We start from the raw sequence: 13,294 nt of genomic DNA, 5'->3' as shown, positions 1-13,294 counted from the left end.
TCGCCCGCGCCCAATCGGTCCGGCATGCCGGAGTTCTTTCCGGCACCGAAGGATCACCCACGCTCCAACAACGAAATTGGTGCCCGCGCCGACTAAAGAAAGTCGCATGACCGACGCCGTAACTGAACATGTCGACGTGCTGATTGTCGGCGCGGGGATCTCAGGGATCGGCGGTGCTTACCACTTGCGGGATCAGTGCCCGGACAAGACCTTTGTCGTCCTCGAGAATCAGGACGGCTTCGGCGGTACGTGGCGCACGCATACCTATCCGGGCGTTCGCTCTGACAGCGACCTCCACACGTTCGGCTACCGCTTCAAGCCGTGGCGCAATGCACCCATTGGGTCCGCGGAAGAGATCATGACCTATCTCGGCGAGGTGATCGACGAGAACGACCTCGCTCGCCATATCCGCTACCAGCACGCGATCTCGGCAGCGACGTGGTCGTCAGAGGACAAGCTTTGGACGCTTGAGGTCACCCAGACCAGCACCGGCGAGCAGCTTCGGTTCACGGCCAACTTCCTGTGGATGTGTCAGGGCTACTACCGCCACTCCGAGGGATATACCCCCACCTGGGAGGGAATGGAGAACTTCCGCGGGCCCATCGTGCATCCGCAGACCTGGCCTGATGATCTCGACTACGCGGGCAAGAATGTCGTCGTCATCGGTTCCGGAGCCACGGCTGCGACCCTCATTCCCGCGATGGTCGACGACTGCAACCACATCACGATGCTGCAGCGATCACCGACCTACTTCGCGACAGGGCGCAACATCAATGAGCTCGTCGAGTCGTTGCGCGAAATCGACATCGACGAGGCATGGATTCACGAGATCGCGCGGCGCAGGATCCTCCACGACCAGCACGCGTTCATGGAGTTGGCGGCCACCGAGCCGGACATGGTGAAGGAGGAACTTTTTGCCGCCATCCGCGAATACCTCGGCGACGACTACGACATCGAGAAGCACTTCGGTCCGTCCTACCGGCCGTGGCAGCAGCGCGTGGCGTTCGTCCCGGATGGCGACCTGTTCCAGGGCATTGCCAGCGGTCAGGCATCGGTCGTGACCGACCACATCGTTCGGTTCAACGAGACGGGCATTGAACTCGCATCCGGTGAGCAACTCGACGCAGACATCATCGTCACTGCGACCGGATTCAACCTCAACGTTCTCGGCGACATTGCGTTCACGATTGACGGCGAGCCGCTCGCCTTTCACGACAGCGTGACGTACCGCGGGACCATGTTTAGCGGCATCCCGAACATGGCCTGGGTGTTCGGCTACTTCCGGGCGAGTTGGACGCTCCGTGCCGACATGATCGGTGACTTTGTCTGCCGATTACTTCGGCACATGGACGACAAAGGTGCGGCGATGGTCACTCCGATGCTGCGGGAAGCCGACTCAGACATGGCATTGCTGCCGTGGGTCGATCCGGAGAACTTCAACCCGGGCTATCTGAGTCGAGGGCTCCACCTGTTGCCGAAGCAGGGCGATCGCGAGCCATGGCAACACAAGCAGATGTATTGGGTTGAGAAAGACGAGCTGCCAGCGGCTGACCTGGACGACGGAACGCTCGTCTACGACTGAGCTGTCGAGAGCGACACAACTCAGCGCCTCACTGGAGCGGATACGGGGAATCGAACCCCGGTCAACAGGTTGGAAACCTGTGGCTCTACCATTGAGCTACATCCGCAAAATTACGTCGCTTATCGTAGCGCCGTGGGCAAGCGTGATGCACCTGCCTCCGCGAGATCGTGCGGCTGGTCGGCCGCAACGTTCGGTTCAAGGGTTGAGATGAGTACGACAACCGAGAGTGACCTGCTTGTCCGAGTCCGCAAGCTGCTGGATAAGGCTGAAGGGACGCTCAACGCCCACGAAGCAGATGCATTTTCTCGCAAGGCAGCGGAGTTGATCGCCGAACACCGGATCGACCCGGAACGTCTTGCTGCGGTGGATGCGTCCGACGATTTGAGGGTGCGCGAGATCGAATTGGGTCGTGGTGCCTACGTACGGGCGCGTTTGGCGCTGCTCCAGGCAATTGCTGATGCACACGATGTTCGAGTGGTGTTTCAGTCGCGTCCGCATGGCACGGTTGCAATGGCGGCGGGCTTTCGCAGTGATCTCGATGTCGTCGAGGTGATGTATACGTCACTGCACCAGCAGGCCGCCTCGCAGATGGCCGGCGAAAAACGTCAGACCGGAGCAGCGACGCAGCGGTTCCGGCGGTCATTCTTGTTCGGGTTCGCGGACCGCATCGGTGAGGTGCTCGGCGAGTCACGGCAACGTGCGGAACAACTTGCTGATGATCAGCCTGGGGGAGGGGTGGGAAGAGCCGAGCGGGCACTGGCGACACGCGACCGTGAGCAGCGGATTGACGACTATTCCGCAACAGCCTTCGGTCGGGTGCGAACGGCTCGCGCTCCCAGCGCAGCGCAGACGGGTGGATGGGGCGCGGGCGCCGCCGCTGCGAGTGGCGCTGATGTCGGGCGCGCACGGCTGCCGGGTCGCAAGGCACTTGCGCGGTCGACCCGCCGATGAGTGATCCGGACCACACCGCGGTGTACGCCGCGGAACTTGCAGCCTTTGATGGCACCGACCTCGAGGAGATACAGCCGTTCGAGATGATCCAAGGCGCGCTGGAGCGTGTGGTGAGTGGATCATGGTGGCCAGGCGGGGTGGTCGATGTTCGGCAGGCTCGTTCCGACGCGTCGTCGTCAACCACGCGATGTGCTGTTCGCAAGCAGGGCTCCGCTGCAACCATCAGGCTGTCGGCCCCACAGATGACGCTCGCGACTGCAGCCCACGAACTCGCACACGCATTGGCCGGAGCGGGGCGAGGTCACGACGCGGTCTATCGACGGGCGTACCTCGACGTCGTTCGAGTCATCACAAACCTCGACACGACCGACCGCCGTCATGACATCCACGTCTCGCAACTCGCCGACGCATTCGCACGAGCCGGGCTGCGAGTGGGGGAGCGTGCGTGGCAGGCGCCGCCGGACGCAATCGGCAGCGCATTTGCGCTCTGAACCTCAGTAGGCTCACCGAGCCCAAGAGGGCGGATACGGGGTGTAGCGCAGCTTGGTTAGCGCGCCTGCTTTGGGAGCAGGAGGCCGGGAGTTCGAATCTCCCCACCCCGACCACATCGGAGCGATGCGGCCGATGGCCGTGTATCACGGATGTATCAGATTGCCCGGCGCTGCAAGCGGAGTTCGGGTCTCCCGCCTCGCGGATCGTTGCCTTCAGCGCTGCGCGGATAGCAGGGATGTGCCGCCTTCCTGCTCGTCCGCATCGGCACTGTCGAGCATTGCGAGCCATGCAGTGTTCGACCTGTCACGTACCAAGCGCTGTCTTGTCGCGGCGACCCATTGAACTCGGACAGTGTTAGCGTATAGACTAACATCTATGTCGATCTCCGCGATGATTCGTACTGAGCGGGAAACGCTGGGTCTGTCGATGCGCGACCTCGCCGCGCTGGCAGGAGTTTCGTATCCGACAATCTCGCGGATCGAGAACGGCCACGAAGATCCGCGTTGGGACACGTTGACAAAGATTGCGGCAGCACTCGGCAAGACTCTCGCTCCCACGTTCGAGACACGGCCGATTCTGCGGCTCGCCGACATCGACGTCGACGGTGCCACGGGTGAGCCGGATTGGACCCGGCTGCGCTCGTTCGCAGACCAGATCACGTTGCATCCCGAGTGGACCGCAGCCGCAATCGCAGACGCCCCCTCACCGGATTCGCCGTTCATGTCAAATCTGCTCGCCGCGATAGCGGAGAAGCTCGCGGACGACGCGAAGATCCAGCCGCCGGACTGGACGAAGCGGACTGTCGCGCTTGAATCGCGATGGGAAGCACCGGCGACGCCGAGGCGACGTGCGATGCACGCTGAAAACACGCCGGCTCAGTTCGCTGCGCGCGGCATCACCTTGCCGAAGCGGGCGATTTGGCGTGATCGAGAACTCATCCCGGGATGACGTTGCTTGACGGCGAAGCGATCAAAGCGCTCATCGTTGAGGTCGCTGCCGAGCTCGAAGATGAGGCCGAGCGAACGATCATCGTTGTCGGCGGATCACTGCTCGCATGGCACGGTCTCCGAGACGCAACCGAGGACGTCGACTCGATTCGTCGGCTCGATGACGCGTTGCGCCAAGCGGTCAAGACGGTCGCGGCGCGTCACGGACTGGCGGCCAACTGGTTGAACGATCACGCTGCTCCGTGGGCGCCGGCCACACTCGATGTGGATGCGTGTGAGGTGCTTCTCGAGCGCGGCAGGTTGCGTGTGTTGGGTTTGCCGCTTCGCGACATCTTCCTGATGAAACTCAACCGTGGCGATCCGCCGGACCTGGTCGACATGCGATCGGTCTGGCCGCTGGTGCGCGATGAGTTCGCGTCCTCAGCGGAGGTGATGGCGGCGTACTACGCAGCATTCCCGAACGAAGATCCTGCAGACGACCCGCACCTCGGCGACTTCGTCGTCACGGAACTCGCGAAGGGCGGGTTCGAGCTCCCGTTGAAGTGAACGCTTCGACGCGGCCGAAGGTTGTTCCCGCTCGAACACCGCGCTTGCAGCCAAGGCGAAGAAGTGAAGCGCCTCGGGTCGGTGACTGCTGATCGCCTGAGCCAAACCGGCGTCGTAGGGTAGGAGTCATGAGCAGCGTCGAGTACGAGAACGCCGATGGGATTGCCACGGTCCGGCTCAATCGGCCGGGCAGCTTGAACGGCATGAACAGCGAGATGATGAGCGGATTGTCGGACGCGTTCGCTGCTGTCGATGCCGATCAGTCTGTCCGTGTCGTCGTGCTCACCGGCACTGGCCGAGGATTCTGTGCCGGAGCCGACCTGGCGGCGGTGCGCGATGGCGACGAGGGCGCTGCGAGCGCCGAGACGATGGAGGCGATGTTCAACCCGGCAATGCGGGCCATCGCGTCGTGCCCGGTGCCGACGGTCGCACGGGTCAACGGTGTCGCCGCCGGGGGCGGGTTCGGTTTGGCGATGTCATGCGACATCTCGATCGCGGCGTCGTCCGCGTTCTTCGTGTCGACCTTTGGTCCACGACTCGGCCTCGTTCCCGACCTTGGCACCTCGTATCACCTGGCGGTGCGCGCTGGCGCCGCACGTGCGCGCGGCATCGCGATGCTGGGCGGTCGGATCACCGCGGAGCAGGCCGTCGATTGGGGATTGATCTGGCAGGCGGTCGACGATGACGAGTTGGATGCAGCCGTCGACGCGGTGACCGCCACGCTCAAACGTTCGTCACCGACGGCCATGACCCGCATCCGCAGCACGTTGGCGCAGGCCGCACGCAACACGTTGTCCGAGCATCTGGACCTCGAGCTCCACCATCAGCGTGACTTGATCCCACTGAACCTCGCCGAGGGCGCGGCTGCTTTCGTCGAGAAGCGTGACCCGGACTTCAGCCCGACGCGCTGATGGTCCCTGCTGGTGCGGGAACGATCAGCTCACCGACTTCCTCGCCCGAATGCGGCAGCTCTTTGACGAGTGCGCAGCGCTCGACGCGTCCGATGGCGTCCGGTTCCGGCTCCTCGTCGCTGCTTCCCGCTGTCTGACTGATTGAGTCGCGTGTGCTGGCCTCACCGGAGCGTTGATTGCAACCCTCGCCTTCAGCACGGCTCGTCGAAACAAGCGCACGTTCTTGTTGCAAGTCAAGCTCGAAAGTGTCGTATCCTGACCCCTCTGGGATTTGATGATGGTTCGGTGTACTCCGCCCAGCGGCGACGAGAGTCAATCAGCTCATGAACTCCGCTACTGACGACCGAGACGCGAGTGGGCTGGGCGCCTTCGAACGATTCCTCACGGTCTGGGTGACGCTCGCGATCGCCGCTGGCATTGGCCTCGGGCTTGTCGTTCCGGGTGTGTTCAAGCAGGTCGCCGACCTTGAGTTTGCCCAAGTCAACCTCGTCGTCGCCGTGCTGATCTGGCTGATGATCTACCCGATGATGCTCAAGGTCGAGCCCGACTGCCTGAGCGACGTGCGCCACCGGCCCAAGGGGCTGATCTTGACACTCTCGATCAACTGGCTGATCAAACCGTTCACGATGGCCGGCCTCGCCTACCTGTTCTTCCGATTCATCTATGCCGACTTCGTTCCGGCGGCACAAGCAGACGAATACATCGCCGGCATGATCCTGCTCGGAGTCGCCCCATGCACCGCAATGGTGTTTGTGTGGAGCCAACTCACCAACGGCAACCCCAACTACACCCTCGCCCAAGTCTCCATCAACGACCTCATTTTGGTCTTCGCGTTTGCCCCCATTGCGGGCCTCCTTCTCGGCGTCACCGACCTCATTGTCCCTTGGGCCACGCTGATCGCGTCGGTCGCGATCTTCGTCGTCGTTCCACTCGGCGCGGGCCTCGCAACCAGGTCCTCACTCCTTCGTCGAGATGGGCCGGGCGCGGTCGAAACCTTTGCGGATCGACTCAAAGCAACGTCGATCATCGGACTTCTGCTGACCGTTGTTCTGCTGTTCGGATTCCAGGCTGAAACGATCATCGAGCAACCAGCACGTGTGCTGATGATCGCCATCCCACTGCTCATCCAGAGTTACGGGATCTTCGCGCTGGGCTACGGCTCCGCTCGCGTTCTACGGCTTCCGTTCGACGTGGCCGCCCCGGCAGCCATGATCGGGACGTCCAACTTCTTCGAACTCGCCGTGGCAGTTGCCATCAGCCTTTACGGCCTTGGCTCCGGCGCGGCGCTGGCCACCGTCGTTGGGGTGCTCATCGAGGTACCCGTCATGCTCTCGCTCGTCTCGTTCGCCAACCGAACCAAAGGCTGGTTCCCCGCGCTGCCGACCGGCACCAACCCGCCTCCGGTCGCCACGTCGAAAGAAGCGACTCGAGGAACGACCCCGACCGCGACACAGACTTCGCAGTCATCAAGAGCCACTCGTTCGCGAGAATGATTCTCCTCGGCGCACCCGTCGCCGTGGACCGGCCGGCTGGGGTTCGATCATCCGTCTCGTCGCTGATCACCGCAGGACACCGAGGTTCGCCAGACTGTCCGATCTGGCACGCATCGGTACGTGGAAGATTGAGTCGACCACTCGATGGAGGCGAGGTCGCGACCGTTCTCCGATCGCGGAATGCGACGACGACCGGCTCACCGCACGAGTGCTCGGTGGTCTCTGGTCGGAGATTGCTGATCTCAGACGTGCTCGTCTCGCCCATCGCAATCTTGCACTGACCAACGTGCTGATCAGCGACGACGAGTCGGCGTGGATTCTCGACTTCGATAGCGCCGAAGTCGCTGCCAGCGATCGAGATCTCGATCGTGACGTGGCTGAACTCTTGGTGGGGTTGTCCGTCAAGGTTGGCGTTGCGGCAACCGTGGATTCCGCCGTCGAGGTGCTCGGTGCTGAAGCCGTCGCGCGAACGCTCCCGCAACTCCAGCCACTGGCGCTTCCTACGGAGATCCGCTCCCTCGCGAGGCGTCACAAGGACCTTCTGAAGGACCTGTCCACCGCCATCCGCGACAGCACCGGCGCCGGTGAGGTCGAACTTGAACGGCTCCAGCGGATCAAGCCGCGGACGATCTTGATGATCGTCGCAGGCAGCCTCGCGTTCTACTCGCTGCTTCCGCAGCTCGCGAACGTCGACGAGACCGTCGACGCGTTGCGCGACGCCAACCTCTCGTGGGTTCCCGTCATCATCGCCGCGTCGTTTGCGACCTACGTTTTTGCCACGGTGTCTGCGCTCGGCGCCTACTCGTTCGATCTTCCTGTACTGGCCACGTTCCGCTCTCAGGTTGCATCGTCGTTCACCGCCCTGGTGGCCCCTGCCAACGCTGGATGTATGGCACTCGGCGTCAGGTTCTTGCAAAAGGCGGGTTTCGCGACACCGGCCGCCAGTTCTGCGGTCGGCCTCAACGCGCTCGGCTCGATCGTTGTACACGTCGTCTTGCTGTTCGCGTTCGTTTCCTGGACCGGCCAAACGGACGTTGGCAGTTTCGACTTGCCCGGCACAAGTACCGCGCTCGCGGTCATCGCGGTCGTGCTGGCGCTGTGCAGCCTGCTGTTGTTGATCGCACCCATACGACGTCGAGTGGTCGGACCGGTCGTCGGGATTCTGAAGTCCGCCGGAGGGCATCTTGGCGCTGGCTTCACCAGCCCGATCCGAGTCCTGGCATTGTTCGGCGGCTCGGCAATGATCACATTTGCCTACGCGGCAACACTCGGGTTCTCGGTTCAGGCCTTCGGTGGCGGGCTGTCTGTCCCGGAGATCTGTACAGCGTTCATCGTTGCGGTGACCATCGCGACGATCGCTCCGACACCGGGAGGTCTCGGAGCGCTCGAAGCCACGATGATTGCTGCTCTGGCAGGATTCGGTATGGACCACGGACCTGCCGTGGGAGCGGTCCTTACCTTTCGGCTCGCCACGTTCTGGCTCCCGATCTTGCCGGGCTGGTACACCTTCGCGTGGATGCAACGCAACGGCGAATTGTGAGCCTTGGGGACTGCGATCCGGCGGTTAGGGATAGGCGGAGGTCACGAACAGGTGGTGGAGAGTCGTTCGATCACGTCGCCTGCTGCATTCACGACGGCGGTGACTGACGTGGCGAGCTGCTGAGCATCTTCGACCGAGACTCCGCCGCTCAGACCGCCGAGCGCTGAACCCAAGTCAGAGACTGCTGAGTCGAGCGCGGAGATCTCATCCGATGCGACGTCGGAACCGCTGTCCTGCAGCTGTTTGAGATCCGATTCGATTGCTTCGAACCGCTCGGAGACGGCATCGGTTCCGCCAGCGATGATGTCGATGTCGCCGATTGTTTCGATGTTTGACCGCAAGCTGTCGCCAGCGTCGCAAAAGGCATCCGCGGATGAGTCGTCAGAACCACACGCAGACGCGAAGCCCAGTGAGAGTCCCGCTAACGCGACGGCACTAACCACACGGCGCGATCGCGCCTGAAACGAACCTGGACGATGGGAATGGGGCATCTCAACCTGCATTGACGGCTGTCTTATGGTCAGCATCGTCGTGGACACCGGTCGCAAGGGCGTCAAGCGTGTCATTCATGTGGTGGAAAAGAATCTGTTTAAGGTCCATGAGGATGTCTTTCGTTGGAGATGCAGCTGGCAAGAGCCGCAAGATACTGGACAATGGCCGACGTTTCCATCCGGATCGAGACGGTTGTCCCGCTGGCCCCTGTTCGATCAGCCCTGCTGGCGGTTGGTCAAGTGCGATACGAGCTCGCATGGTCGCGAATCAGTTCTTACGGTCCAGCACCGCCCCGAACGCCCGCCGTAGAGTCGCAGTGCACGAGTAAGTAGTCGCCAATCGGTAGCGGTGATGCCAGATAGCCGAAATGAGGAGCGAGATGAACGATGCACCCGAGGACACGGGTCCTCGAGACGACCAAGGCGGCAGCATCGAAGCGGACACCGCAATGACTCCTCCCGGCTCGATTCTTCAGCGCGTGCGCTCCACGATCACTCTGTCGCCGGATGACGACGAGCACGCCGTCCTCGACGAGCTCATTCCGGAAGGCGATGACTTTGTTTCGTACCTTCTCCAGTTCTGCTCCTTGACCATGCTGTCAGCAAGCATCGCTGCCTTTGGGTTGCTCGCCGACTCTGGCGCGGTCGTGATCGGAGCGATGCTCGTCGCCCCGCTGATGGTGCCGATCACGGCCGCCGCAGCGGCAACGGTGCGTGCACAGAATCGGCGGTTGGTCCGAGCACTCCTGATCATCGCGCTAGGCGTGTTCCTGGCCATCGCGGTCGGATATCTCACTGCGTCCGTGGCTGGTTTTGACATCGTCGGCAGGTCGGACCTGCCGAGAGAAGTTGCCGGTCGAACGTTCCCTGGGTTGCTTGATCTCGGGATCGCGATCACCGCCGGTGCTGCGGCCGGCTACATCAGCACACGCCGCTCGACGACCACAGCCCTTCCTGGAGTGGGTATCGCCGTCGCCCTGGTTCCGCCGCTCGCGACCGCCGGAATCACACTCGAGCTCGGCCTCACCTCCGACGCCCGCAACGCGTTCCTTCTGTTTCTGACCAACCTCGCCGCGATCATCTTCACGGCATCGGTGGTGCTGCTCATCTCTGGATTTCGACCGGACGAGAAAGTTGCCGGAGCCTCGCTGCCGTTACGTCTGGGGATTACCCTGCTCGCCGTGGTGGCCGTGGCGATTCCGCTCACGCTGCACACTCGATCGACCATCCGAGATTCAAGCCTGCGACGCGCTGTCACGGAGTCCGTCGGAGTGTGGGATGGCAAAGTGCGGGTGATCGAACTGCGGGCCGATCTCGCTGGTGGAACAGCGCAGATCGATCTCATCTTGTCGGGGCCGAATGCTCCGAGGCCGGCGTGGAAGCTCGCCGAACTCGTGCGCGATGCATTTGGGGCTCCGGTCGATCTGGAGTTGCGGTACGAGCGCGACGCCCTGTTCGTGGTGAGCGCACGATGAGCGGAGGGCGAATGCGTCAGTTCAGGAACTTGGGAGCTGCCGTGACCGTGGCCACGCTGTTCGCGGTCGGGTGCGCGGCCGGTGAAGAGAACGCAACCGGCGAGGCGATCGTCGTCTTCGGTCCGTATCGCGACGCCGAGGCCGATCGGCTGGTCGAATCGTTCGAGGAGTATGCCGAGAACGCCGGGGTCGTCATCAGGTACACCGGAAGCAATGACTTCGTGACGGACCTCCATCGTCGAATCGGCAGCGCCGACGCCCCCGATATCGCGCTGATCCCACAACCCGGCCTGGTCGCCCAGCTCGTCGATGACGGGTCGATCTTCCAACTCGATGAGGCGACCGCTCGCCAGCTCGTTGAAAACTACGAACCCGACGTGCTGGCAGTAGCGGAGTTTGACGGCGTGGACTATGCGGTTCCGTTTCGGCGAACGATGAAGAGTGTCGTGTGGTTCCGGCGCGACGTGTTCGAGACAGAGGGCTGGGTGTTGCCGACGTCGCTTGATGAGCTTGAAGCGCTCTCGGCCACGATTGCCACCTCGGAACGAGGGATCGCTCCATGGTGCTTTGCGATGAGCGCTGGTGACGCGACCGGATGGGCGGCTACTGACTGGGTCGAGGATCTCGTCGTTCGGCGGCAAGGACCTGAGTTCTATGACGCATGGACCGCGGGGACCGTTGAATTTGCCGATCCAGCGATCGAAGAGGCGTTTGTCGAGTTCAGAGACCTGGTGCTCCAGCCCGGCCGAGTTGCCGGCGGAATCGTTGACGTCGTGTCGACACGTGTAGAGCGTGCGTGGGAGCCGTTGCTGAAGAGCGACCCGGGGTGTGCGATGTACCGCCAAGCAGACTTTGCCATCGGCTGGATGCCGAATGGCACCGACGCTGGCCCTGAGGAGTCGCTCGACTGGTTTGTGCTGCCCGGAGTCGCAGGAGATGCACCCCCGCTCGTCATCGGTGGCGACGAGATCGTCCAGTTCGACAATCGACCTGAAGTGAATGGTCTGATGGCGTTCCTCGCGAGTTCTCGGGCCGGAACGCCATGGGCGCGGTCGGGAGGCTTTCTCAGCGCAAAGTCATCGATCTCTGAAGACGAGTACCCGGACGTAGAGAAGGGATTCATCACTGCGCTCGCCACGAGCCCAGTCCAAGTCTTCGACGCGTCGGATCAGATGCGCCCCGACATCGGTTCGGGGCTCCTGTGGACAGAGATCACGAAGTGGGTGGGCGGGTCCATCTCGTATGGCAGGTTCGCGGAGACGATCGATGCCGCCCAACGTCAAGAAGCGCTGACCTGAGCCTTCTCTGCGGCGGTGGCCCTTGTCAGGTGGTGATCCAGTGCACGGCATGATCGAACTCGCCGTTGTGAAATGTGCGCACGTGGCCGTGCAACGTCCATTTCAAAATGTTGACCGCGCCGGAAACGTGGCCGTCATTGGTCACCAGCGCGCCCCGGTGAAAATGGACATGCAGCAGTTCGTCAGTGAGGTGTCCACTGGCTCTCGCCCCGATGCAGCCGTCCGGAAGACCATCGATGAATTCGAACACGGCGCAGAGAGCGGAGCCCGGCGACCTTGATCGGGAACCATGTCGGACGCGCGAACCGATCCGACGTCACCGACGTACGTGTTGTTATGAGCAACACCACCGATTCGAATTCCGGTGCATCGAAAGCCGCGCCAGCCTCGACCCCGCCCTCCACCTCACCCTCACTCTCACTCTCACCCTCACTTTCACTTTCACTTTCACCTTCACCATCCACCTCGCCCTCTACCTGGACCAAGCGAGGGATCATCGGCCTGGTCGTCCTCGTTGCGTTGGTCTAGGGAGCGATTTTTTCTACGCCAACGTCCTGAACGGCGCGCCAGGCGCGCTCGACACCGATGACCTCTCCGAAGCATTGGAGACCACGGTCGTTGAGGCCGATGACGAGCCCAGCCTCGAGACGGCACCATCAGCAGCAGCACCGGACGAAGCTGCGGCTGATTCTGAAGACTTCGATGGTCTGTGGACACCCACCACGGCATCCGAGTTCGGCTACCGCGTCGACGAGGTGCTCGGAGGTGTCAACGTGACAGCGGTCGGCAGGAGCAGTGAGATCGACGGCTCGCTCACCATCGAGGGAACGACCGCATCGGTTGACGCCACCGTCGAGGTCGAGAACATCGTGAGCGACGACAGCCGCCGAGACGGACAGTTCCAGGGTCGCATCATGGATGTTGCGAACTTCCCGACTGCCAACTTTCAGAGAACCGAACCGGTCGACTTCGGAGCCATTCCAGCTGATGGGGAGCAGGTCACAGCAACAGCGGTCGGTGAGCTCACACTCAAGGGCGTTACGCAGGCCGTCACCGTTGACGTCACGGCACAGGCCACCGACACCAGCATCGGTGTCCTCGGCAACATTCCGATCACGTTCACCGACTACGGCATCGACAACCCGTCAAACCCGGGTGTCGGCCTGGAAGACGGGGGCATTGTCGAGTTCGTCCTCGTCTTTGAACGCGGCTGACCGGCGGCTCGCCCAGGCTAAAGGCGGACCATTGTCTAGGTTCGCGAAGATGACTACCGCCGCCGATGTCGCTTCGCATTATTCGAACGGGGGGTTGCAGGCGGCGATCGAGTCCGGGCTCGCAGCTTTGGGCAAGACGCTGTCGTCGGCGTCGATTGCCGACCTCGCGCCGGTCGATGAGTTCCACATCGGTGGGCGTGAGGCGACCATCGACATCTGCGAGCAACTTCATGTTCAGCCTGGGTCGGCCGTGCTCGACGTCGGCTGTGGAATCGGCGGAACGGCCCGGTTCATCAGCGGCACCTTCGGGTGCGAGGTCACCGGCATCGACCTGACCGCTGAATACGTCGAGGT

General features: G+C 62.6%; 14 protein-coding genes and 2 tRNA genes. 13 read left to right on the top strand and 3 right to left on the bottom strand.

The annotated features are described in order from the left end of the window. The first annotated feature begins 106 nt into the window (after positions 1 to 106). A complete protein-coding gene (locus ACH2DW_RS14290) occupies positions 107 to 1,582 on the top strand; it encodes a flavin-containing monooxygenase (RefSeq protein WP_394930417.1) in 1,476 nt (491 codons plus the stop codon). A 32-nt stretch (positions 1,583 to 1,614) separates the two neighbouring features. Here ACH2DW_RS14290 and ACH2DW_RS14285 read toward each other — a convergent pair. Next, a tRNA-Gly gene (locus tag ACH2DW_RS14285) sits at positions 1,615 to 1,688 on the bottom strand. Positions 1,689 to 1,789: 101 nt separating this feature from the next. On the opposite strand from ACH2DW_RS14285, the gene ACH2DW_RS14280 reads away from it, so the two are divergent. The 8 genes from ACH2DW_RS14280 (at position 1,790) to ACH2DW_RS14245 (ending at position 8,462) form a co-directional block, all read left to right on the top strand. Next, positions 1,790 to 2,533 carry a DUF2786 domain-containing protein gene (locus tag ACH2DW_RS14280; RefSeq protein WP_394930416.1) on the top strand — a complete coding sequence of 248 codons (744 nt, stop codon included), beginning with the start codon at positions 1,790 to 1,792 and terminating at the stop codon, positions 2,531 to 2,533. Then, entirely contained in the window at positions 2,530 to 3,024 is a 495-nt protein-coding gene (locus ACH2DW_RS14275) for a hypothetical protein (RefSeq protein ID WP_394930415.1), read from the top strand. The genes ACH2DW_RS14280 and ACH2DW_RS14275 overlap by 4 nt, the downstream gene beginning before the upstream one ends. A 36-nt stretch (positions 3,025 to 3,060) precedes the next feature. After that, positions 3,061 to 3,138: transfer RNA gene (locus ACH2DW_RS14270), tRNA-Pro, on the top strand. A 262-nt stretch (positions 3,139 to 3,400) separates the two neighbouring features. Beyond that, the gene (locus ACH2DW_RS14265; protein ID WP_394930414.1) at positions 3,401 to 3,973 is read left to right on the top strand and encodes a helix-turn-helix domain-containing protein; all 573 of its coding nucleotides are present in this window, start codon (positions 3,401 to 3,403) and stop codon (positions 3,971 to 3,973) included. Continuing rightward, positions 3,970 to 4,518 carry a DUF6036 family nucleotidyltransferase gene (locus ACH2DW_RS14260; RefSeq protein ID WP_394930413.1) on the top strand — a complete coding sequence of 183 codons (549 nt, stop codon included), beginning with the start codon at positions 3,970 to 3,972 and terminating at the stop codon, positions 4,516 to 4,518. The genes ACH2DW_RS14265 and ACH2DW_RS14260 overlap by 4 nt, the downstream gene beginning before the upstream one ends. A 128-nt stretch (positions 4,519 to 4,646) precedes the next feature. After that, positions 4,647 to 5,429, top strand: coding sequence for an enoyl-CoA hydratase/isomerase family protein (locus tag ACH2DW_RS14255; protein WP_394930412.1), 783 nt, complete (start codon positions 4,647 to 4,649; stop codon positions 5,427 to 5,429). 359 nt (positions 5,430 to 5,788) lie between these two features. Continuing rightward, on the top strand, positions 5,789 to 6,922 hold the full coding sequence (arsB, locus tag ACH2DW_RS14250; RefSeq protein ID WP_394930418.1) for an ACR3 family arsenite efflux transporter: 1,134 nt from the start codon (positions 5,789 to 5,791) through the stop codon (positions 6,920 to 6,922). A 286-nt stretch (positions 6,923 to 7,208) separates the two neighbouring features. Further along, positions 7,209 to 8,462, top strand: a complete 1,254-nt coding sequence (locus ACH2DW_RS14245) for a YbhN family protein (protein WP_394930411.1) — start codon at positions 7,209 to 7,211, stop codon at positions 8,460 to 8,462. Positions 8,463 to 8,503: 41 nt separating this feature from the next. Here ACH2DW_RS14245 and ACH2DW_RS14240 read toward each other — a convergent pair whose 3' ends face one another. Beyond that, on the bottom strand, positions 8,504 to 8,803 hold the full coding sequence (locus tag ACH2DW_RS14240; RefSeq protein ID WP_394930410.1) for a hypothetical protein: 300 nt from the start codon (positions 8,801 to 8,803) through the stop codon (positions 8,504 to 8,506). Between the two features lie 530 nt (positions 8,804 to 9,333). Here ACH2DW_RS14240 and ACH2DW_RS14235 point away from each other — a divergent pair. Together ACH2DW_RS14235 and ACH2DW_RS14230 are read left to right on the top strand one after the other, a co-directional pair. After that, positions 9,334 to 10,428, top strand: a complete 1,095-nt coding sequence (locus tag ACH2DW_RS14235; protein WP_394930409.1) for a DUF389 domain-containing protein — start codon at positions 9,334 to 9,336, stop codon at positions 10,426 to 10,428. Between the two features lie 41 nt (positions 10,429 to 10,469). Continuing rightward, the gene (locus ACH2DW_RS14230) at positions 10,470 to 11,726 is read left to right on the top strand and encodes an ABC transporter substrate-binding protein (protein ID WP_394930408.1); all 1,257 of its coding nucleotides are present in this window, start codon (positions 10,470 to 10,472) and stop codon (positions 11,724 to 11,726) included. Positions 11,727 to 11,751: 25 nt separating this feature from the next. On the opposite strand, the gene ACH2DW_RS14225 is transcribed toward ACH2DW_RS14230, so the two are convergent. Then, complete coding sequence (locus ACH2DW_RS14225; protein WP_394930407.1) at positions 11,752 to 11,976, bottom strand: STAS/SEC14 domain-containing protein; 225 nt, start codon at positions 11,974 to 11,976, stop codon at positions 11,752 to 11,754. A gap of 352 nt (positions 11,977 to 12,328) precedes the next feature. Here ACH2DW_RS14225 and ACH2DW_RS14220 point away from each other — a divergent pair, with 352 nt between their 5' ends. Both ACH2DW_RS14220 and ACH2DW_RS14215 read left to right on the top strand, forming a co-directional pair. Then, positions 12,329 to 12,940 (top strand): YceI family protein, encoded by a 612-nt coding sequence (locus ACH2DW_RS14220; protein WP_394930406.1) that lies wholly within the window; start codon positions 12,329 to 12,331, stop codon positions 12,938 to 12,940. Positions 12,941 to 12,989: 49 nt separating this feature from the next. Next, on the top strand, positions 12,990 to 13,294 hold a 305-nt coding region (locus ACH2DW_RS14215), incomplete at its 3' end, for an SAM-dependent methyltransferase (RefSeq protein ID WP_394930405.1).

Origin of the sequence: uncultured Ilumatobacter sp. (assembly GCF_963980585.1) — a bacterium.
Classification (GTDB): domain Bacteria; phylum Actinomycetota; class Acidimicrobiia; order Acidimicrobiales; family Ilumatobacteraceae; genus Ilumatobacter_A.
The sequence above is the reverse complement of the archived record's forward strand: the minus strand, read 5'-3'. Positions and strand labels throughout refer to the sequence as shown.

What these genes read in the sequence shown, in the direction of transcription:
- ACH2DW_RS14290 (WP_394930417.1), top strand. Translation starts at nt 107, where the DNA reads ATGACCGACGCCGTAACTGAACATGTCGACGTGCTGATTGTCGGCGCG.
- ACH2DW_RS14280 (WP_394930416.1), top strand. Translation starts at nt 1,790, where the DNA reads ATGAGTACGACAACCGAGAGTGACCTGCTTGTCCGAGTCCGCAAGCTG.
- ACH2DW_RS14275 (WP_394930415.1), top strand. Translation starts at nt 2,530, where the DNA reads ATGAGTGATCCGGACCACACCGCGGTGTACGCCGCGGAACTTGCAGCC.
- ACH2DW_RS14265 (WP_394930414.1), top strand. Translation starts at nt 3,401, where the DNA reads ATGTCGATCTCCGCGATGATTCGTACTGAGCGGGAAACGCTGGGTCTG.
- ACH2DW_RS14260 (WP_394930413.1), top strand. Translation starts at nt 3,970, where the DNA reads ATGACGTTGCTTGACGGCGAAGCGATCAAAGCGCTCATCGTTGAGGTC.
- ACH2DW_RS14255 (WP_394930412.1), top strand. Translation starts at nt 4,647, where the DNA reads ATGAGCAGCGTCGAGTACGAGAACGCCGATGGGATTGCCACGGTCCGG.
- ACH2DW_RS14235 (WP_394930409.1), top strand. Translation starts at nt 9,334, where the DNA reads ATGAACGATGCACCCGAGGACACGGGTCCTCGAGACGACCAAGGCGGC.